The 16145-nt window shown below is 56.5% G+C and carries 30 protein-coding genes; all 30 read right to left on the bottom strand.

All coding sequences use genetic code 11. The annotated features are described in order from the left end of the window. Positions 1–39: 39 nt before the first annotated feature. Entirely contained in the window at positions 40–504 is a 465-nt protein-coding gene (gene bfr / locus B3361_RS21395) for a bacterioferritin (RefSeq protein WP_009681979.1), read from the bottom strand. Positions 505–666: 162 nt separating this feature from the next. Continuing rightward, positions 667–2106, bottom strand: a complete 1440-nt coding sequence (locus B3361_RS21400; protein ID WP_054904980.1) for a catalase — start codon at positions 2104–2106, stop codon at positions 667–669. Between the two features lie 172 nt (positions 2107–2278). Next, positions 2279–2665 (bottom strand): 50S ribosomal protein L17, encoded by a 387-nt coding sequence (gene rplQ, locus B3361_RS21405; protein ID WP_003255451.1) that lies wholly within the window; start codon positions 2663–2665, stop codon positions 2279–2281. Between the two features lie 42 nt (positions 2666–2707). Beyond that, positions 2708–3709: a DNA-directed RNA polymerase subunit alpha gene (locus B3361_RS21410; protein ID WP_003255452.1), complete on the bottom strand. Its 1002-nt coding sequence runs from the start codon at positions 3707–3709 to the stop codon at positions 2708–2710. A gap of 22 nt (positions 3710–3731) precedes the next feature. Next, positions 3732–4352 carry a 30S ribosomal protein S4 gene (gene rpsD, locus B3361_RS21415; protein ID WP_009681977.1) on the bottom strand — a complete coding sequence of 207 codons (621 nt, stop codon included), beginning with the start codon at positions 4350–4352 and terminating at the stop codon, positions 3732–3734. 15 nt (positions 4353–4367) lie between these two features. Further along, positions 4368–4757: a 30S ribosomal protein S11 gene (rpsK, locus tag B3361_RS21420; RefSeq protein WP_003255454.1), complete on the bottom strand. Its 390-nt coding sequence runs from the start codon at positions 4755–4757 to the stop codon at positions 4368–4370. An 18-nt stretch (positions 4758–4775) separates the two neighbouring features. Beyond that, positions 4776–5132 carry a 30S ribosomal protein S13 gene (gene rpsM / locus B3361_RS21425; protein ID WP_009681976.1) on the bottom strand — a complete coding sequence of 119 codons (357 nt, stop codon included), beginning with the start codon at positions 5130–5132 and terminating at the stop codon, positions 4776–4778. 131 nt (positions 5133–5263) lie between these two features. After that, on the bottom strand, positions 5264–5380 hold the full coding sequence (gene rpmJ, locus B3361_RS21430) for a 50S ribosomal protein L36 (protein WP_002555468.1): 117 nt from the start codon (positions 5378–5380) through the stop codon (positions 5264–5266). Positions 5381–5408: 28 nt separating this feature from the next. After that, positions 5409–6740, bottom strand: a complete 1332-nt coding sequence (gene secY / locus B3361_RS21435; RefSeq protein WP_003257108.1) for a preprotein translocase subunit SecY — start codon at positions 6738–6740, stop codon at positions 5409–5411. Next, entirely contained in the window at positions 6741–7175 is a 435-nt protein-coding gene (gene rplO / locus B3361_RS21440; protein WP_003255461.1) for a 50S ribosomal protein L15, read from the bottom strand. A gap of 3 nt (positions 7176–7178) precedes the next feature. Further along, the gene (gene rpmD / locus B3361_RS21445) at positions 7179–7355 is read right to left on the bottom strand and encodes a 50S ribosomal protein L30 (RefSeq protein WP_003255463.1); all 177 of its coding nucleotides are present in this window, start codon (positions 7353–7355) and stop codon (positions 7179–7181) included. 2 nt (positions 7356–7357) lie between these two features. Then, the gene (gene rpsE, locus B3361_RS21450) at positions 7358–7858 is read right to left on the bottom strand and encodes a 30S ribosomal protein S5 (RefSeq protein ID WP_003255465.1); all 501 of its coding nucleotides are present in this window, start codon (positions 7856–7858) and stop codon (positions 7358–7360) included. 3 nt (positions 7859–7861) lie between these two features. Beyond that, positions 7862–8212, bottom strand: a complete 351-nt coding sequence (gene rplR / locus B3361_RS21455; RefSeq protein WP_009681973.1) for a 50S ribosomal protein L18 — start codon at positions 8210–8212, stop codon at positions 7862–7864. 10 nt (positions 8213–8222) lie between these two features. After that, a complete protein-coding gene (gene rplF, locus B3361_RS21460; protein ID WP_009681972.1) occupies positions 8223–8756 on the bottom strand; it encodes a 50S ribosomal protein L6 in 534 nt (177 codons plus the stop codon). A gap of 12 nt (positions 8757–8768) precedes the next feature. Continuing rightward, a complete protein-coding gene (gene rpsH, locus B3361_RS21465) occupies positions 8769–9161 on the bottom strand; it encodes a 30S ribosomal protein S8 (protein ID WP_009681971.1) in 393 nt (130 codons plus the stop codon). A 208-nt stretch (positions 9162–9369) separates the two neighbouring features. Continuing rightward, the gene (gene rpsN, locus B3361_RS21470) at positions 9370–9675 is read right to left on the bottom strand and encodes a 30S ribosomal protein S14 (RefSeq protein ID WP_009681970.1); all 306 of its coding nucleotides are present in this window, start codon (positions 9673–9675) and stop codon (positions 9370–9372) included. A 13-nt stretch (positions 9676–9688) separates the two neighbouring features. Beyond that, positions 9689–10228, bottom strand: a complete 540-nt coding sequence (gene rplE / locus B3361_RS21475; protein ID WP_003255474.1) for a 50S ribosomal protein L5 — start codon at positions 10226–10228, stop codon at positions 9689–9691. Between the two features lie 20 nt (positions 10229–10248). Next, positions 10249–10563: a 50S ribosomal protein L24 gene (gene rplX, locus B3361_RS21480; RefSeq protein ID WP_003255476.1), complete on the bottom strand. Its 315-nt coding sequence runs from the start codon at positions 10561–10563 to the stop codon at positions 10249–10251. A gap of 11 nt (positions 10564–10574) precedes the next feature. Continuing rightward, complete coding sequence (gene rplN / locus B3361_RS21485; protein ID WP_008089810.1) at positions 10575–10943, bottom strand: 50S ribosomal protein L14; 369 nt, start codon at positions 10941–10943, stop codon at positions 10575–10577. 23 nt (positions 10944–10966) lie between these two features. Next, positions 10967–11233 (bottom strand): 30S ribosomal protein S17, encoded by a 267-nt coding sequence (gene rpsQ / locus B3361_RS21490; protein WP_023534981.1) that lies wholly within the window; start codon positions 11231–11233, stop codon positions 10967–10969. A gap of 2 nt (positions 11234–11235) precedes the next feature. Continuing rightward, positions 11236–11427, bottom strand: a complete 192-nt coding sequence (gene rpmC, locus B3361_RS21495) for a 50S ribosomal protein L29 (RefSeq protein ID WP_002555481.1) — start codon at positions 11425–11427, stop codon at positions 11236–11238. Next, positions 11427–11840: a 50S ribosomal protein L16 gene (gene rplP, locus B3361_RS21500; RefSeq protein WP_003255479.1), complete on the bottom strand. Its 414-nt coding sequence runs from the start codon at positions 11838–11840 to the stop codon at positions 11427–11429. Before rplP ends, rpmC begins: the two co-directional genes overlap by 1 nt. Positions 11841–11852: 12 nt before the next feature. Then, the gene (rpsC, locus tag B3361_RS21505) at positions 11853–12539 is read right to left on the bottom strand and encodes a 30S ribosomal protein S3 (RefSeq protein ID WP_003255481.1); all 687 of its coding nucleotides are present in this window, start codon (positions 12537–12539) and stop codon (positions 11853–11855) included. A gap of 13 nt (positions 12540–12552) precedes the next feature. Continuing rightward, positions 12553–12885: a 50S ribosomal protein L22 gene (gene rplV / locus B3361_RS21510; protein WP_003103908.1), complete on the bottom strand. Its 333-nt coding sequence runs from the start codon at positions 12883–12885 to the stop codon at positions 12553–12555. A gap of 11 nt (positions 12886–12896) precedes the next feature. Next, positions 12897–13172: a 30S ribosomal protein S19 gene (rpsS, locus tag B3361_RS21515; RefSeq protein ID WP_003255482.1), complete on the bottom strand. Its 276-nt coding sequence runs from the start codon at positions 13170–13172 to the stop codon at positions 12897–12899. A gap of 16 nt (positions 13173–13188) precedes the next feature. Then, complete coding sequence (gene rplB / locus B3361_RS21520; protein WP_003255483.1) at positions 13189–14013, bottom strand: 50S ribosomal protein L2; 825 nt, start codon at positions 14011–14013, stop codon at positions 13189–13191. A 14-nt stretch (positions 14014–14027) separates the two neighbouring features. Next, complete coding sequence (gene rplW / locus B3361_RS21525; RefSeq protein WP_003255484.1) at positions 14028–14327, bottom strand: 50S ribosomal protein L23; 300 nt, start codon at positions 14325–14327, stop codon at positions 14028–14030. Then, a complete protein-coding gene (rplD, locus tag B3361_RS21530) occupies positions 14324–14926 on the bottom strand; it encodes a 50S ribosomal protein L4 (protein WP_003255485.1) in 603 nt (200 codons plus the stop codon). Before rplD ends, rplW begins: the two co-directional genes overlap by 4 nt. A 12-nt stretch (positions 14927–14938) precedes the next feature. After that, positions 14939–15574, bottom strand: coding sequence for a 50S ribosomal protein L3 (gene rplC / locus B3361_RS21535; RefSeq protein ID WP_003255486.1), 636 nt, complete (start codon positions 15572–15574; stop codon positions 14939–14941). Positions 15575–15654: 80 nt separating this feature from the next. Further along, positions 15655–15966, bottom strand: a complete 312-nt coding sequence (gene rpsJ / locus B3361_RS21540) for a 30S ribosomal protein S10 (protein WP_003186070.1) — start codon at positions 15964–15966, stop codon at positions 15655–15657. Between the last annotated feature and the right edge of the window lie 179 nt (positions 15967–16145).

The following is a 16145-nucleotide window of genomic DNA, read 5'->3' on the forward strand; positions in this document are numbered from 1 at the left end:
GCCTTGTGTCGCGATGGGCTGCAAAGCAGCCCCCGGCTATTACATCTGCGATTGCAGGTAGTTCTCCAGGCCAATGGCCTTGATCAGACCCTGCTGCTTTTCCAGCCAGTAGGTATGATCTTCTTCAGTGTCGGCCAACTGCGCACGCAGAATGTCGCGGCTGACATAGTCCTTGTGCAATTCGCACAACTCGATGCCTTTGCACAACGCAGCGCGCACTTTGTATTCAAGCTTGAGGTCGGCTTCGATCATTTCCGGCACGGTGCTGCCGACTTCCAGGTCGTCTGCACGCATGTCAGGCGTACCTTCCAGCATGAGGATACGACGCATCAGCGCATCAGCGTGTTGCGCCTCTTCTTCCATCTCGTGGTTGATACGCTCGTAGAGTTTGGACAGGCCCCAGTCTTCGTACATGCGCGAATGAATGAAGTACTGGTCGCGTGCCGCCAGTTCGCCCTTCAGCAGCGTGACGAGGTAGTTGATTACGTCCGGATGGCCTTGCATCGCCCTGTTTCTCCATGTGGAAGCTTCTATGCCGCATAGTGTGAACCAGCTTTTGCCGAAGGTCACTGGAAAAGGCGCAATCCGGGCAAAAAATCGGCTAAACAGTAGTGATATTCATTGAAAAACCGCCCAAATGAGGGCGGTTCTTCTTATCACTTCGAGTTAAGCGAGATTCACGCCCAACGCCTTGGCGATACCTTCGCCATAGGCCGGGTCAGCCATGAAGAAATACTGCAACTGGCGCTGGATGACATCGTCACTGACCCCTGCCATCGCCCCGGCGATGTTGCTGATCAGCAGCGCCTTCTGCTCGTTGCTCATCAAGCGGAACAGCGCGCCGGCGTGGCTGTAGTAGTCGTTGTCCTCACGGTGATCATGGCGGTCCGCTGCACCGGTGAGCGCCAGTGCAGGTTCAGCGTGACGCGGTGACTGCTTGGGTGCGTCGGCGTAGCTATTAGGCTCGTAATTCGGCGCCGCACCATAACTGCCGGTCGCCATGGAGCCGTCGCGCTGGTAGCTGTTCACAGCGCAGCGCGGTGCATTCACCGGCAGTTGCTGGTGGTTGGTACCGACACGGTAGCGGTGGGCGTCAGCGTAGGCGAATACGCGGCCCTGCAGCATGCGGTCGGGTGACAGACCAACGCCAGGCACCATGTTGCTAGGCCCAAACGCTGCTTGCTCGACTTCAGCGAAATAGTTGAGCGGGTTCCGGTTAAGCTCCAGCACCCCCACCTCGATCAGCGGGTAGTCCTTCTGCGACCAGGTTTTGGTGACGTCGAACGGGTTTTCCTTACGGCTCGCCGCCTCCGCTTCGCTCATGACCTGCATGCACACGGTCCAACGCGGGTAGTCACCACGCTCGATGGCTGCAAACAAGTCGCGCTGCGCATAGTCCGGATCGGTACCGGCCAGGCGCGCCGCTTCTGCGGGGGCGAGGTTCTTGATGCCTTGCTGGGTCTTGAAGTGCCACTTCACCCAGGTGCGCTCGCCTTTCTGGTTGATCAGGCTGTAAGTGTGGCTGCCAAAGCCGTGCATATGGCGATAGCCATCCGGGATGCCTCTATCCGAGAACAGAATGGTTACCTGGTGCAGCGCTTCAGGCGAATGCGACCAGAAGTCCCACATCATCTGGGCATTCTTGAGGTTGGTCTGTGGGTGGCGCTTCTGGGTGTGGATAAAGTCCGGGAACTTCAACGGGTCGCGAATGAAGAACACGGGGGTGTTGTTGCCCACAATGTCCCAGTTGCCTTCTTCGGTATAAAACTTTACAGCGAAGCCACGCGGGTCACGCTCGGTATCGGCTGAACCACGCTCGCCACCGACGGTGGAAAAACGCAGGAAGGTTTCGGTTTGCTTGCCGATTTCGCCGAAAAGCTTGGCGCTGGTGTAGGCCGTTATATCGCGGGTGACGGTGAAGGTGCCGTATGCACCCGAACCCTTGGCGTGTACGCGGCGCTCCGGAATGTTCTCGCGATTGAAATGGGCGAGCTTCTCGATGAGGTGGAAGTCGTCGAGCAACAATGGGCCACGTGGGCCGGCGGAGCGGGAGTTCTGGTTGTCGGCTACTGGTGCACCGCTGGCGGTGGTAAGAGTCTTGCTCATGGGCTCTCCTTATCGGTCTTGGAACGCCGGCTGATCGGCTATGGGGAGAGTATCGATGAGCCGGACTACGAGAACAAATTCATTAGATGACTTGTATCAATAGAAACAAACAATAGTTGCAGACACAAAAAACCGGGCACTAGGCCCGGTTCTTTGTAGCAGACAGAACGTCTTACTCAGCAGCTTCTACAGCACCGCCGACAGGACGATCAACCAGCTCGACGTACGCCATAGGCGCGTTGTCGCCAGCGCGGAAACCGCACTTCAGGATGCGCAGGTAGCCGCCCTGACGGGTGGCGTAGCGCTTGCCCAGGTCGTTGAACAGTTTGCCAACAGCGGACTTCGAACGGGTACGGTCGAAGGCCAGACGACGGTTAGCAACGCTGTCTTCCTTGGCCAGGGTGATCAGCGGCTCGGCAACGCGGCGCAGTTCCTTGGCTTTCGGCAGGGTGGTTTTGATCAGCTCGTGCTCGATCAGCGACACTGCCATGTTCTGGAACATAGCCTTGCGGTGAGAGCTGGTACGGCTCAGGTGACGTCCACTTTTACGATGACGCATGATTCATTCCTTACCAAACACTACGTTCGGTGATTACGACGATCAGGCGGTCGCCTTGTCGTCTTTCTTAAGACTTGCAGGCGGCCAGTTGTCGAGGCGCATGCCGAGAGACAGACCACGAGAGGCCAGGACGTCCTTGATTTCAGTCAGGGACTTCTTGCCGAGGTTAGGAGTTTTCAACAGCTCTACTTCGGTACGCTGAATCAGGTCGCCGATGTAGTAGATGTTCTCCGCCTTCAGGCAGTTGGCCGAACGTACAGTCAGTTCCAGGTCGTCAACCGGACGCAGCAGGATCGGATCGATCTCGTCTTCCTGCTCGACTACGACAGGCTCGCTGTCACCTTTGAGGTCGACGAACGCGGCCAGCTGCTGTTGCAGGATGGTCGCAGCGCGGCGGATAGCCTCTTCAGGGTCCAGGGTGCCGTTGGTTTCCAGATCAATGACCAGTTTGTCCAGGTTGGTACGCTGTTCAACACGGGCGTTCTCGACCACATAGGCGATACGACGCACCGGGCTGAACGAAGCGTCCAACTGCAGACGGCCAATGCTACGGCTTTCGTCTTCGTCGGTTTGACGGGAGTCGGCCGGCTCGTAACCACGACCACGAGCTACAGTGAGCTTCATGTTCAGGGCGCCGTTCGACGCCAGGTTCGCGATTACGTGATCGGGGTTGACGATCTCGACATCGTGATCCAGCTGAATATCGGCAGCGGTAACCACCCCCGAACCCTTTTTCGACAAGGTCAGCGTAACTTCGTCACGACCGTGCAGTTTGATAGCCAGGCCTTTCAGGTTCAACAGGATTTCAATGACGTCTTCCTGAACACCTTCGATCGCGGAATACTCATGGAGTACGCCATCGATCTCGGCCTCGACTACTGCACAGCCAGGCATGGAGGACAACAGGATGCGGCGCAGCGCGTTGCCCAGGGTATGGCCGAAACCACGCTCGAGAGGCTCGAGCGTAATCTTGGCGCGGGTCGGACTGACTACCTGCACATCAATATGGCGGGGAGTCAGGAACTCATTTACCGAAATCTGCATGGATGCACCTATTTTCTAGCCCTTACTTGGAGTAGAGCTCGACAATCAGGTTCTCGTTGATGTCGGCAGACAGGTCGCTGCGAGCAGGAACGTTCTTGAAAACGCCCGACTTTTTGGCAGCATCCACGTCAACCCACTCAACGCGGCCACGCTGGGCGCAGAGTTCAAGGGCTTGAACAATGCGCAGCTGGCTCAGCGACTTCTCGCGAACCGCGACCACGTCACCCGGACGAACTTGGTAGGATGGAATGTTTACAGTCTTACCGTTGACGCTGATCGCTTTGTGCGAAACCAGCTGACGGGACTCGGAACGAGTCGAGCCGAAGCCCATACGGTAAACGACGTTATCCAGACGGCACTCGAGCAGTTGCAGCAGGTTCTCACCGGTTGCGCCTTTTTTCGAGGCAGCAGCTTGGTAGTAACCGCGGAACTGACGCTCCAGAACACCGTAGATACGACGAACTTTTTGTTTCTCACGCAGCTGGGTGCCGTAGTCGGACTGACGGCCACGGCGCTGGCCGTGGATACCTGGGGCTGCTTCGATGTTGCACTTCGATTCCAGAGCGCGAACGCCGCTCTTCAGGAACAGGTCAGTGCCTTCACGACGAGACAGTTTGCATTTTGGACCAATGTAACGTGCCATTCTTCTGTCTCCTGATTACACGCGACGCTTCTTCGGCGGACGGCACCCGTTGTGCGGGATAGGCGTCACGTCGGTGATGCTGGCGATCTTGTAGCCGCAGCTGTTCAATGCACGAACGGCGGACTCACGACCTGGACCTGGACCCTTGACGTTTACGTCGAGGTTTTTCAGACCGTATTCCAGCGCAGCTTGACCAGCACGCTCAGCAGCAATCTGAGCTGCGAACGGGGTGGATTTGCGCGAACCACGGAAACCCGAACCACCGGAGGTCGCCCAGGACAAAGCATTGCCCTGACGGTCGGTGATGGTCACGATGGTGTTGTTGAAAGATGCATGGATGTGGGCGATGCCATCAACCACTGTCTTTTTAACTTTTTTACGAGGACGAGCAGCAGGTTTTGCCATGTCTATATTCCTGGGCGATTACTTGCGGATCGGCTTACGCGGGCCCTTACGGGTGCGTGCGTTGGTCTTGGTGCGCTGACCGCGAACCGGCAGACCTTTACGATGACGCAGGCCGCGGTAGCAACCCAGGTCCATCAAGCGCTTGATCTTCATGTTGACGTCACGACGCAGGTCACCTTCAGTGGTGAACTTCGCGACTTCGCCACGCAGGGTTTCGATTTGCTCGTCGCTCAGATCCTTGATCTTTGCGGCTGGGTTTACACCAGCGTCTACACAGATCTTCTGTGCAGTTGTGCGACCGACACCATAGATGTAGGTCAGCGAGATAACAGTATGCTTGTTATCTGGAATGTTGACGCCTGCAATACGGGCCATTCAGTGGGACTCCAATTGACAGCTACCTACGCCCCGGAAGCCAAGAAATAGGGCGCGAGATAATATCGCTGTAGAAACGAATAATCAACCCAGCAGCACACTAGCTGCTGGGTTTGAAGCGCAGATCACACTCAGCCTTGGCGCTGTTTGTGACGCGGTTCCGCGCTGCAGATCACTCGTACGACGCCTTCGCGACGGATGATCTTGCAGTTGCGGCACAGCTTTTTCACCGATGCACGAACTTTCATTACCGACTCCTCGAACCTTAGGGGCGTATCAGCGCAGCAGGCCGCTGCCACCGTAGCCTTTCAGGTTGGCTTTCTTCATCAGGGATTCGTACTGGTGCGAAACGAGGTGCGATTGTACTTGGGACATGAAGTCCATCACAACCACTACCACAATCAGCAACGAGGTCCCGCCAAGGTAGAACGGCACATTTGCTGCCACCACCAGGAACTGGGGCAGAAGGCAGACGGCCATCATGTAAAGAGCACCGAACATGGTCAAACGGGTCAGTACGCCATCAATGTAGCGTGCCGACTGCTCACCAGGACGGATACCCGGAATAAAGGCACCGGACTTCTTCAGGTTTTCCGCTACGTCTTTCGGGTTGAACATCAACGCTGTGTAGAAGAAGCAGAAGAAAATGATCCCTGCACTAAACAGCAGAATGTTCAACGGCTGACCAGGAGCGATCGACTGCGAGATGTCCTGCAGCCAGCCCATACCTTCGGACTGACCGAACCAGGCACCCAGCGAAGCCGGGAACAGCAAAATGCTGCTCGCGAAAATGGCCGGGATAACCCCCGCCATGTTCACCTTCAACGGCAAGTGGCTGGTCTGCGCAGCGAAGACCTTGCGGCCCTGCTGACGCTTGGCGTAGTGAACGGCGATACGACGCTGACCACGCTCAATGAACACCACGAAACCGATAATCGCTACTGCCAGCAAACCGATTGCGACCAGGGCGAAAATGTTGATATCGCCTGTGCGTGCAGACTCGAAAGACTGCCCGATTGCTCTCGGAAGACCGGCAACGATACCCGCGAAGATCAACATCGAGATACCGTTGCCCACACCGCGCTCGGTGATCTGCTCGCCCAGCCACATCATGAACATCGCGCCCGCCACGAAGGTGGAGACGGCGACGACATGGAAGCCCAGGCCTACAGAAAACGCCACGCCCTGGTTGGCCAGGCCAATGGACATGCCAATGGCTTGAACCAGTGCCAGGATAACGGTGCCGTAGCGGGTGTACTGGCTGATCTTGCGACGGCCAGCTTCACCTTCCTTCTTCAACTGCTCCAGTTGCGGGCTGACCGCAGTCATCAGCTGCATGATGATCGATGCCGAGATGTACGGCATGATCCCCAGTGCAAAGATGCTCATGCGCTCGAGCGCGCCACCGGAAAACATGTTGAACAAGCTAAGAATGGTCCCCTCATTCTGCCGAAACAGATCCGCCAGACGGTCCGGATTGATGCCAGGCACCGGGATATGTGCGCCTATCCGATAGACGATGATCGCCATGAACAGAAAGCGCAGACGAGCCCAGAGTTCCGACATCCCGCCCTTACCGAGCGAAGAGAGAGCACCTTGCTTAGCCATTTATTCCTCGAATTTGCCGCCAGCTGCTTCGATAGCCGCACGCGCACCCTTGGTGGCTGCGATACCCTTGATGGTGACTGCGCGAGTAACTTCGCCAGACAGCATGATTTTCACACGCTGAATGTGCTGGTTGATCACGTTGGCATCCTTCAGGGATTGCACGGAGATCACGTCGCCTTCCACTTTGGCCAGCTCGGACAGACGCACTTCAGCGCGGTCCATGGCTTTCAGGGAAACGAAGCCGAACTTCGGCAGACGACGGTGCAGCGGCTGTTGACCGCCTTCGAAGCCAGGAGCGATCGAACCACCCGAACGGGAAGTCTGACCTTTGTGGCCACGGCCGCCGGTCTTACCCAGACCGCTACCGATACCACGACCTGGACGATGCTTCTCGCGACGGGAACCCGGCGCTGGACTCAGATCATTGAGTTTCATCGATTAGCCCTCGACCTTCAGCATGTAGTAAGCCTTGTTGATCATCCCGCGGTTCTCGGGAGTATCCTGGACTTCTACAGTGTGACCGATGCGACGCAGACCCAGGCCTTTAACACACAGTTTGTGGTTAGGCAGACGGCCCGAGACGCTCTTGATCAGCGTTACTTTTACGGTTGCCATGATCAGAAGATCTCCTCGACGCTCTTGCCGCGCTTGGCAGCAATGGATTCAGGAGATTGCATGGCTTTCAGACCCTTGAAGGTGGCGTAAACCACGTTCACTGGGTTGGTCGAACCGTAGCACTTGGCCAGAACGTTCTGAACACCAGCAACTTCCAGGACAGCACGCATTGCGCCACCGGCGATGATACCGGTACCTTCCGAAGCAGGCTGCATGTAAACCTTCGAGGCGCCGTGGGCAGCCTTGGTGGCGTACTGCAGGGTAGTGCCCTTCAGGTCAACCTGGATCATGTTGCGACGGGCAGCTTCCATGGCTTTCTGGATCGCGGCTGGTACTTCGCGCGATTTGCCACGGCCGAAGCCGACACGACCTTTACCATCACCTACCACGGTCAGCGCGGTGAAGGTGAAGATACGGCCGCCTTTTACGGTTTTGGCAACGCGGTTAACTTGAACCAGCTTCTCGATGTAGCCTTCGTCGCGCTTTTGATCGTTATTTGCCATAACTTAGAACTCCAGCCCGCCTTCACGAGCAGCATCAGCCAGCGCTTTGACGCGGCCATGGTACTTGAAGCCGGAACGGTCAAAGGCAACTTGAGATACACCGGCGGCTTTCGCACGCTCAGCTACCAGCTTGCCAACCTTAGTGGCCGCGTCGATGTTGCCAGTGGCGCCATCACGCAGTTCTTTGTCCAAGGTCGAGGCGCTTGCCAGAACCTTGCTGCCGTCGGCCGAAATGACCTGGGCGTAGATGTGCTGCGAGGAGCGGAACACGCACAGGCGCACGACTTCGAGTTCGTGCATCTTGAGACGTGCTTTGCGAGCGCGACGCAGTCGAATAACTTTTTTGTCGGTCATTTACTAGGCCCTACTTCTTCTTGGCTTCTTTACGACGGACTACTTCGTCCGCGTAACGCACACCTTTACCTTTGTAAGGCTCTGGCGGACGGAAGTCGCGGATTTCAGCGGCCACCTGACCCACCAGCTGCTTGTCGATACCCTTGATCAGGATGTCGGTCTGGCTTGGGGTTTCAGCGGTGATACCGGCTGGCAGTTCGTAGTCCACTGGGTGCGAGAAGCCCAGAGCCAGGTTCAGGACGGTGCCTTTAGCCTGTGCCTTGTAACCAACACCGACCAGCTGGAGCTTGCGCTCGAAGCCTTGGCTTACGCCTTGGACCATGTTGTTCACCAGAGCGCGGGTGGTACCGGCCATGGCGCGAGCTTGCTGGTCACCGTTGCGAGCGACGAAACGCAGCTCGCCAGATTCTTCGGTAACTTCAACAGACGAGTGAACGTTCAGTTCGAGAGTGCCTTTGGCACCCTTCACCGAAAGCTGCTGGCCGGCGAATTTGACTTCGACGCCTGCTGGCAGCTTAACGGGGTTCTTAGCGACGCGAGACATGCCTATCTCCCCTTAGAACACTGTGCACAGAACTTCGCCGCCGACACCGGCAGCGCGCGCAGCGCGATCAGTCATCACACCTTTGTTGGTGGAGACGATAGACACGCCCAGACCGCCACGTACTTTCGGCAGCTCTGCGACGGACTTGTACTGGCGCAGGCCTGGACGGCTGGAGCGCTTCAGTTCTTCGATGACCGGACGGCCTTCGAAATACTTCAGTTCGATCGACAGGGAAGGCTTGGCCTCACCAGTTACCTGGTAGCCAGCGATGTAACCTTCGTCTTTCAGAACTTTGGCAACCGCGACCTTCAGGGTGGAGGAAGGCATGCTTACGACGGACTTTTCAGCCATCTGGGCATTACGGATGCGAGTTAGCATGTCCGCTAACGGGTCCTGCATACTCATGGGCTAGATGCTCCTGATACAAGAATTATTAGCCTTGCGGCTATCACAACCACCCGAACAGGCAGGGGAAAACCCCAGGCTCAGGTGAGCCGGTCATTCTAGACACAAGGTAGAAACGAAACAAGCCCCATGTAGGGGCTTGTTTGATGGCAAGGTCACCGGCGGTCGGAAGATTGCTCCCCTTGCGCCGGGATCTTGCCTGCAGCGATTACCAGGAGGCCTTGACCAGACCTGGTACGTCACCGCGCATTGCAGCTTGACGCAGCATGTTACGGCCCAGGCCGAACTTACGGTATACACCGTGAGGACGACCGGTCAGGCGGCAACGGTTGCGCAGGCGCGAAGCGCTAGCGTCGCGTGGCTGCTTCTGCAGAGCGACTACGGCAGCGAAACGCTCTTCAGGAGAGGCGTTGACGTTGACGATGGTCGCTTTCAGTTCAGCACGCTTCTTAGCGAACTTGGCTACCGTGAGCTGACGCTTCAGCTCGCGGTTTTTCATGCTCTTCTTGGCCATTTTCCTACTCCAATCAGTTGCGGAACGGGAACTTGAAAGCACGCAGCAGAGCGCGGCCTTCGTCGTCCGAACGAGCAGTGGTGGTCAGGGTGATGTCCAAACCGCGCAGAGCATCGATCTTGTCGTAGTCGATTTCCGGGAAGATGATCTGCTCTTTCACGCCCATGCTGTAGTTGCCACGGCCATCGAAGGACTTGGCATTCAGGCCGCGGAAGTCGCGGACCCGAGGCAGGGAGATCGCCAGCAGGCGGTCCAGGAATTCGTACATCTTGTCGCTACGCAGGGTCACCTTGACGCCGATCGGCCAGCCTTCGCGGACTTTGAAACCAGCGATGGACTTGCGAGCGAAAGTCACAACCGGCTTTTGACCGGTGATCTTTTCCAGGTCGGCAACAGCGTGCTCGATGACTTTCTTGTCGCCGATCGCTTCGCCCAGACCCATGTTCAGGGTGATCTTGGTAACGCGCGGAACTTCCATCACGTTCGACAGCTTAAGTTCTTCCTTAAGCTTAGGAGCGATTTCGTTCCGGTAAATCTCTTTCAGTCGTGCCATGGTCTTCTACCTAGCAGTGTTCAAGCATCAACCGCTTTTTGGGTCGACTTGAAGACACGAATTTTTTTACCGTCTTCTACTTTGAAGCCAACGCGATCAGCCTTGTTGGTTTCACCGTTGAAGATGGCAACGTTGGAAGCGTGCAGAGGCGCTTCTTTCTCGACGATACCGCCCTGTACGCCCGCCATCGGGTTAGGCTTGGTATGACGCTTGACCAGGTTCACGCCACCGATGACCAGACGGTCATCAGCCAGAACCTTCAGCACCTTACCGCGCTTACCTTTGTCTTTGCCGGCGATCACGATGATCTCGTCGTCACGACGAATCTTTTGCATGTCGGATCTCCTTACAGCACTTCAGGGGCGAGCGAGACGATCTTCATGAACTTCTCGGTACGAAGTTCACGGGTCACTGGCCCGAAGATGCGAGTGCCGATCGGCTCTTGCTTGGTGTTCAGCAGAACAGCAGCGTTGCCGTCGAAACGAATGATGGAACCGTCAGCGCGACGTACACCGTGACGGGTACGGACGACAACAGCAGTCATCACCTGGCCTTTTTTGACCTTACCGCGCGGAATTGCTTCCTTGACGGTTACTTTGATGATGTCACCGATGCCGGCGTAGCGGCGGTGCGAGCCGCCGAGCACCTTGATGCACATGACGCGACGAGCGCCGCTGTTATCGGCCACATCGAGCATGGATTGAGTCTGAATCATAAAATTTCTCCGACCCCTAGCCCTTAGACTTCAACAGCGCGTTCGAGGACTTCAACCAGTGCCCAGGACTTGGTCTTGGCCAGCGGACGGGTTTCGGTAATGGAAACCTTGTCGCCGATTTTGCACTGGTTGGTTTCGTCGTGCGCGTGCAGCTTAGTCGAACGCTTAACGTATTTACCGTAGATCGGGTGCTTGACGCGACGCTCGATCAGAACGGTGATGGTCTTGTCCATTTTGTCGCTGACGACACGGCCAGTCAGCGTACGGACGGTTTTTTCAGCTTCAGCCATGATCACTTACCTGCCTGCTGGTTGAGCACAGTTTTCACGCGAGCGATGTCACGCTTAACTTGCGAGAGCAGGTGCGACTGCCCCAACTGGCCAGTTGCTTTCTGCATACGCAGATTGAACTGGTCGCGCAGCAAGCCGAGCAGTTGCTCGTTCAGTTGCTGTGCCGATTTTTCACGAAGTTCATTCGCTTTCATCACATCACCGTCCGCTTAACAAAGGAGGTGGCGAGAGGCAGCTTTGCAGCAGCCAGGGCGAAAGCTTCGCGCGCCAGCTCTTCAGAAACACCCTCGATCTCGTACAGGACTTTGCCTGGCTGGATCTGGGCAACCCAGTACTCCACGGAACCCTTACCTTTACCCATACGAACCTCGAGAGGCTTCTTGGAGATCGGCTTGTCCGGGAACACACGGATCCAGATCTTGCCGCCACGCTTAACGTGACGGGTCAGCGCACGACGTGCGGACTCGATCTGGCGAGCGGTGAGGCGACCGCGAGCAACAGCTTTCAGGGCGAATTCGCCGAAGCTGACTTTGCTACCGCGCAGTGCCAGACCACGGTTGTGGCCAGTCATCTGCTTGCGGAATTTTGTACGCTTTGGTTGCAACATTTGGCGTACCCCTTACTTAGCAGCTTTTTTACGAGGCGCTGGTGCTTGTGGTTTCAGTTCTTCTTGGCGACCACCAATCACTTCGCCTTTGAAGATCCAAACCTTCACACCGATCACACCGTAAGTGGTGTGAGCTTCGTAGGTGTTGTAGTCGATATCGGCACGCAGGGTGTGCAGCGGCACACGACCTTCGCGATACCACTCGGTACGAGCAATCTCAGCACCGCCGAGACGACCGCTCACCTGGATCTTGATGCCCTTGGCACCAATACGCATGGCGTTCTGTACGGCGCGCTTCATGGCGCGACGGAACATTACGCGGCGTTCCAGCTGCTGAGCTACGCTCTGCGCAACCAGCATAGCGTCGAGTTCCGGCTTGCGGATCTCTTCGATGTTGATGTGCACAGGCACACCCATCTGCTTGGTCAGGTCCTGACGCAGCTTCTCGACATCTTCACCTTTCTTCCCGATAACGATACCTGGACGAGCGGTGTGGATGGTGATGCGTGCAGTTTGAGCCGGACGATGAATATCGATACGGCTTACGGACGCGCTTTTTAGTTTGTCTTGGAGGTACTCACGCGTTTTCAGATCCTTCAACAGGTAATCTGCGTAAGTAGCACCGTCTGCGTACCAGACGGAGGTGTGCTCCTTGACGATTCCCAGGCGAATGCCAGTGGGATGTACTTTCTGACCCATCTGATCGACTCCGTTACTTGTCCGCAACCTTGACAGTGATATGGCAAGACCGCTTGACGATGCGATCAGCACGGCCTTTGGCACGTGGCATGATGCGCTTCAGCGAACGCCCTTCGTTGACGAAGACGGTGGAGACCTTCAGGTCATCAACGTCTGCGCCTTCGTTGTGTTCGGCGTTGGCTACGGCCGACTCGAGGACTTTCTTCATGATTTCAGCAGCTTTTTTGCTGCTGAAGGCCAACAGGTTGAGCGCTTCGCCCACCTTCTTCCCGCGGATCTGGTCGGCGACCAAGCGGGCTTTCTGGGCGGAGATTCGAGCGCCCGACAACTTAGCGGCTACTTCCATTTCCTTACCCCTTAACGCTTGGCTTTCTTGTCAGCCACGTGCCCGCGATAGGTGCGGGTACCGGCGAACTCGCCCAGTTTGTGGCCGACCATGTCTTCGTTCACCAGAACTGGGACATGTTGACGACCGTTGTGTACCGCGATGGTCAGACCGACCATTTGTGGCAGGATCATCGAACGACGCGACCAGGTTTTAACTGGCTTGCGATCATTCTTCTCCACCGCCACTTCGACCTTCTTCAGCAGGTGAAGATCGATAAAAGGACCTTTTTTCAGAGAACGTGGCACTGTCGTATCCCTCTAGTTACTTGCGACGACGGACGATCATGTTGTCGGTACGCTTATTACCACGGGTTTTAGCACCCTTGGTTGGGAAGCCCCATGGCGATACCGGATGACGACCACCGGAGGTACGACCTTCACCACCACCGTGTGGGTGGTCAACCGGGTTCATGGCAACACCACGAACGGTTGGGCGAACGCCGCGCCAGCGTTTGGCACCAGCTTTACCCAGCGAACGCAGGCTGTGCTCGGAGTTCGAGACTTCGCCCAGGGTCGCACGGCACTCAGCCAGGACTTTACGCATTTCACCAGAGCGCAGACGCAGGGTCACGTAGACACCTTCGCGAGCGATCAGCTGAGCCGAAGCACCAGCGGAACGAGCGATCTGTGCACCTTTACCCGGCTTCAGTTCGATGCCGTGGATGGTGCTACCTACTGGAATGTTGCGCAGCTGCAGGGAGTTACCGGCCTTGATTGGGGCCAGTGCACCTGCGATCAGCTGGTCGCCAGCGCTCACGCCTTTAGGGGCGATGATGTAGCGACGCTCACCGTCTGCGTAGCACAGCAGGGCGATGTGAGCAGTACGGTTCGGGTCGTATTCGATACGCTCGACAGTGGCTGGGATGCCATCTTTGTCGTTGCGACGGAAGTCGACCAGACGGTAATGCTGCTTATGACCACCACCAACGTGACGAGTGGTAATGCGGCCATTGTTGTTACGACCACCAGACTTCGATTTTTTCTCGATCAGCGGTGCGTGAGGAGCGCCTTTGTGCAGCTCCTTGTTGACCACCTTGACCACGAAACGGCGGCCAGGGGAAGTCGGTTTGCATTTAACGATTGCCATGATGCACCCCTTCCTTACTCAGCACTGCTGCTGAAATCGAGATCTTGGCCTGGCTGAAGGGAGACGATCGCCTTCTTCCAGTCATTACGCTTGCCCAGACCACGTGCGGTACGCTTGGTTTTACCCAGAACGTTAACAGTCGACACGTTTTCAACTTTTACGTTGAACAGGCCTTCGACAGCTTTCTTGATTTCCAGCTTGGTTGCATCGGTAGCAACCTTGAATACGAACTGGCCTTTTTTCTCAGCCAGAACGGTAGCCTTCTCGGAAACGTGCGGGCCAAGGAGGACTTTGAATACGCGTTCCTGGTTCATCCCAGCAGCTCCTCGAATTTCTTCACGGCCGAGACAGTGATCAACACTTTCTCGTATGCGATCAGACTGACCGGGTCGGAACCTTGTACGTCACGTACATCGACGTGCGGCAGGTTACGAGCAGCCAGGTACAGGTTCTGATCAACAGCGTCGGAAACGATCAAAACATCGCTCAGACCCATGCCGTTCAGCTTGTTCAGCAGATCTTTGGTTTTTGGCGCTTCAACAGCGAAGTCCTGAACCACGACCAGACGGTCGCTACGCACCAGCTCAGCGAGGATGGAGCGCAGTGCTGCGCGGTACATCTTCTTGTTGAGCTTCTGCGAGTGATCTTGAGGGCGAGCTGCGAAGGTTACACCACCGCCACGCCAGATCGGACCACGAGTGGTACCAGCACGAGCACGGCCAGTACCCTTCTGACGCCATGGGCGCTTACCGCCACCAGCCACGTCGGAACGGGTCTTCTGCTGCTTGGTACCCTGACGGCCGCCAGCCATGTAGGCCACGACTGCTTGGTGAACCAGCGTCTCGTTGAATTCGCCACCGAAAGTCAGTTCGGAAACTTCGATCGCCTGAGCGTCATTTACATTAAGTTGCATGTCAGTTTCCCCTTAACCGCGAGCCTTGACAGCTGGACGTACAACCACGTCGCCACCAGTAGCGCCAGGTACGGCACCTTTGATCAGCAGCAGGTTGCGTTCAGCGTCTACGCGAACTACTTCCAGGGACTGAACAGTCACGCGCTCGGCGCCCATGTGACCGGACATTTTCTTGCCCTTGAACACACGACCAGGAGTCTGGCACTGGCCGATGGAACCAGGAACACGGTGCGACACGGAGTTACCGTGGGTGTTGTCCTGACCACGGAAGTTCCAGCGCTTGATGGTACCGGCAAAGCCTTTACCTTTGGACTGACCAGTAACGTCAACCAGCTGGCCTGCAGTGAAGAGTTCAGCTTTGATCAGATCGCCAGCCTGGAAATCGCCTTCTTCAAGACGGAACTCCCAAACACCGCGACCAGCGGCAACGTTGGCCTTGGCGAAGTGGCCTGCCTGAGCGGCAGTCACACGCGAAGCACGACGCTCGCCGACAGTGACTTGCACTGCACGGTAGCCATCGGTTTCTTCAGTTTTGAACTGGGTGACGCGATTCGGCTCGATCTCAATGACCGTGACCGGAATGGAGACACCTTCTTCGGTGAAAATGCGGGTCATACCGCACTTGCGACCGATTACACCAATAGTCATGTTGTAAACCTCATGAGTGTACGGGGCTTTCACCCGCTATGGCCGCCCATTTCAGAGCGTTACACGACTAGACCGAAGTCTTAGCCGAGGCTGATCTGTACTTCCACACCTGCCGCCAGATCAAGCTTCATCAGCGCGTCAACGGTTTTATCCGTTGGCTGGACGATGTCCAGAACACGCTTATGAGTGCGGATCTCGTACTGGTCACGCGCGTCTTTGTTGACGTGCGGCGAAACCAGAACGGTGAAACGCTCTTTGCGGGTAGGCAGTGGAATTGGACCACGCACTTGTGCACCAGTACGTTTCGCGGTTTCCACGATTTCCTGGGTGGATTGGTCGATCAGGCGATGGTCGAAAGCCTTCAACCTGATACGGATTTGCTGATTTTGCATTGGATTTCAGACTCCAGGCTGTTCCCAACGGACGCACTACGCCCGCTAAAAGGAGGCGTGATTCTATAGACGCCCCCATTTAGTGTCAACCCAATAAAAAAAACCCCCGCTGAGCGGGGGTTTTTTTCAATCGGTCGAGAGATTACTCGATGATTTTGGCTACGACGCCGGCGCCGACG

It is taken from the genome of Pseudomonas sp. UBA6699 (assembly GCF_002454615.1).
Classification (GTDB): Bacteria; Pseudomonadota; Gammaproteobacteria; order Pseudomonadales; family Pseudomonadaceae; genus Aquipseudomonas; species Aquipseudomonas juntendi.

Coding starts and splice junctions, on each gene's coding strand:
- bfr (WP_009681979.1), bottom strand. CDS start 504: ATGCAAGGCCATCCGGACGTAATCAACTACCTCGTCACGCTGCTGAAG.
- B3361_RS21400 (WP_054904980.1), bottom strand. CDS start 2,106: ATGAGCAAGACTCTTACCACCGCCAGCGGTGCACCAGTAGCCGACAAC.
- rplQ (WP_003255451.1), bottom strand. CDS start 2,665: ATGCGTCATCGTAAAAGTGGACGTCACCTGAGCCGTACCAGCTCTCAC.
- B3361_RS21410 (WP_003255452.1), bottom strand. CDS start 3,709: ATGCAGATTTCGGTAAATGAGTTCCTGACTCCCCGCCATATTGATGTG.
- rpsD (WP_009681977.1), bottom strand. CDS start 4,352: ATGGCACGTTACATTGGTCCAAAATGCAAACTGTCTCGTCGTGAAGGC.
- rpsK (WP_003255454.1), bottom strand. CDS start 4,757: ATGGCAAAACCTGCTGCTCGTCCTCGTAAAAAAGTTAAAAAGACAGTG.
- rpsM (WP_009681976.1), bottom strand. CDS start 5,132: ATGGCCCGTATTGCAGGCGTCAACATTCCAGATAACAAGCATACTGTT.
- rpmJ (WP_002555468.1), bottom strand. CDS start 5,380: ATGAAAGTTCGTGCATCGGTGAAAAAGCTGTGCCGCAACTGCAAGATC.
- secY (WP_003257108.1), bottom strand. CDS start 6,740: ATGGCTAAGCAAGGTGCTCTCTCTTCGCTCGGTAAGGGCGGGATGTCG.
- rplO (WP_003255461.1), bottom strand. CDS start 7,175: ATGAAACTCAATGATCTGAGTCCAGCGCCGGGTTCCCGTCGCGAGAAG.
- rpmD (WP_003255463.1), bottom strand. CDS start 7,355: ATGGCAACCGTAAAAGTAACGCTGATCAAGAGCGTCTCGGGCCGTCTG.
- rpsE (WP_003255465.1), bottom strand. CDS start 7,858: ATGGCAAATAACGATCAAAAGCGCGACGAAGGCTACATCGAGAAGCTG.
- rplR (WP_009681973.1), bottom strand. CDS start 8,212: ATGACCGACAAAAAAGTTATTCGACTGCGTCGCGCTCGCAAAGCACGT.
- rplF (WP_009681972.1), bottom strand. CDS start 8,756: ATGTCTCGCGTCGCTAAGAACCCCGTTAAGCTGCCAGCAGGCGTCGAA.
- rpsH (WP_009681971.1), bottom strand. CDS start 9,161: ATGAGTATGCAGGACCCGTTAGCGGACATGCTAACTCGCATCCGTAAT.
- rpsN (WP_009681970.1), bottom strand. CDS start 9,675: ATGGCCAAGAAGAGCATGAAAAACCGCGAGCTGAAGCGTCAGCTCACG.
- rplE (WP_003255474.1), bottom strand. CDS start 10,228: ATGGCACGACTGAAAGAGATTTACCGGAACGAAATCGCTCCTAAGCTT.
- rplX (WP_003255476.1), bottom strand. CDS start 10,563: ATGCAAAAGATTCGTCGTGACGACGAGATCATCGTGATCGCCGGCAAA.
- rplN (WP_008089810.1), bottom strand. CDS start 10,943: ATGATTCAGACTCAATCCATGCTCGATGTGGCCGATAACAGCGGCGCT.
- rpsQ (WP_023534981.1), bottom strand. CDS start 11,233: ATGGCTGAAGCTGAAAAAACCGTCCGTACGCTGACTGGCCGTGTCGTC.
- rpmC (WP_002555481.1), bottom strand. CDS start 11,427: ATGAAAGCGAATGAACTTCGTGAAAAATCGGCACAGCAACTGAACGAG.
- rplP (WP_003255479.1), bottom strand. CDS start 11,840: ATGTTGCAACCAAAGCGTACAAAATTCCGCAAGCAGATGACTGGCCAC.
- rpsC (WP_003255481.1), bottom strand. CDS start 12,539: ATGGGTCAGAAAGTACATCCCACTGGCATTCGCCTGGGAATCGTCAAG.
- rplV (WP_003103908.1), bottom strand. CDS start 12,885: ATGGAAGTAGCCGCTAAGTTGTCGGGCGCTCGAATCTCCGCCCAGAAA.
- rplB (WP_003255483.1), bottom strand. CDS start 14,013: ATGGCAATCGTTAAATGCAAACCGACTTCCCCTGGCCGCCGTTTCGTG.
- rplW (WP_003255484.1), bottom strand. CDS start 14,327: ATGAACCAGGAACGCGTATTCAAAGTCCTCCTTGGCCCGCACGTTTCC.
- rplD (WP_003255485.1), bottom strand. CDS start 14,926: ATGCAACTTAATGTAAATGACGCTCAGGCGATCGAAGTTTCCGAACTG.
- rplC (WP_003255486.1), bottom strand. CDS start 15,574: ATGACTATTGGTGTAATCGGTCGCAAGTGCGGTATGACCCGCATTTTC.
- rpsJ (WP_003186070.1), bottom strand. CDS start 15,966: ATGCAAAATCAGCAAATCCGTATCAGGTTGAAGGCTTTCGACCATCGC.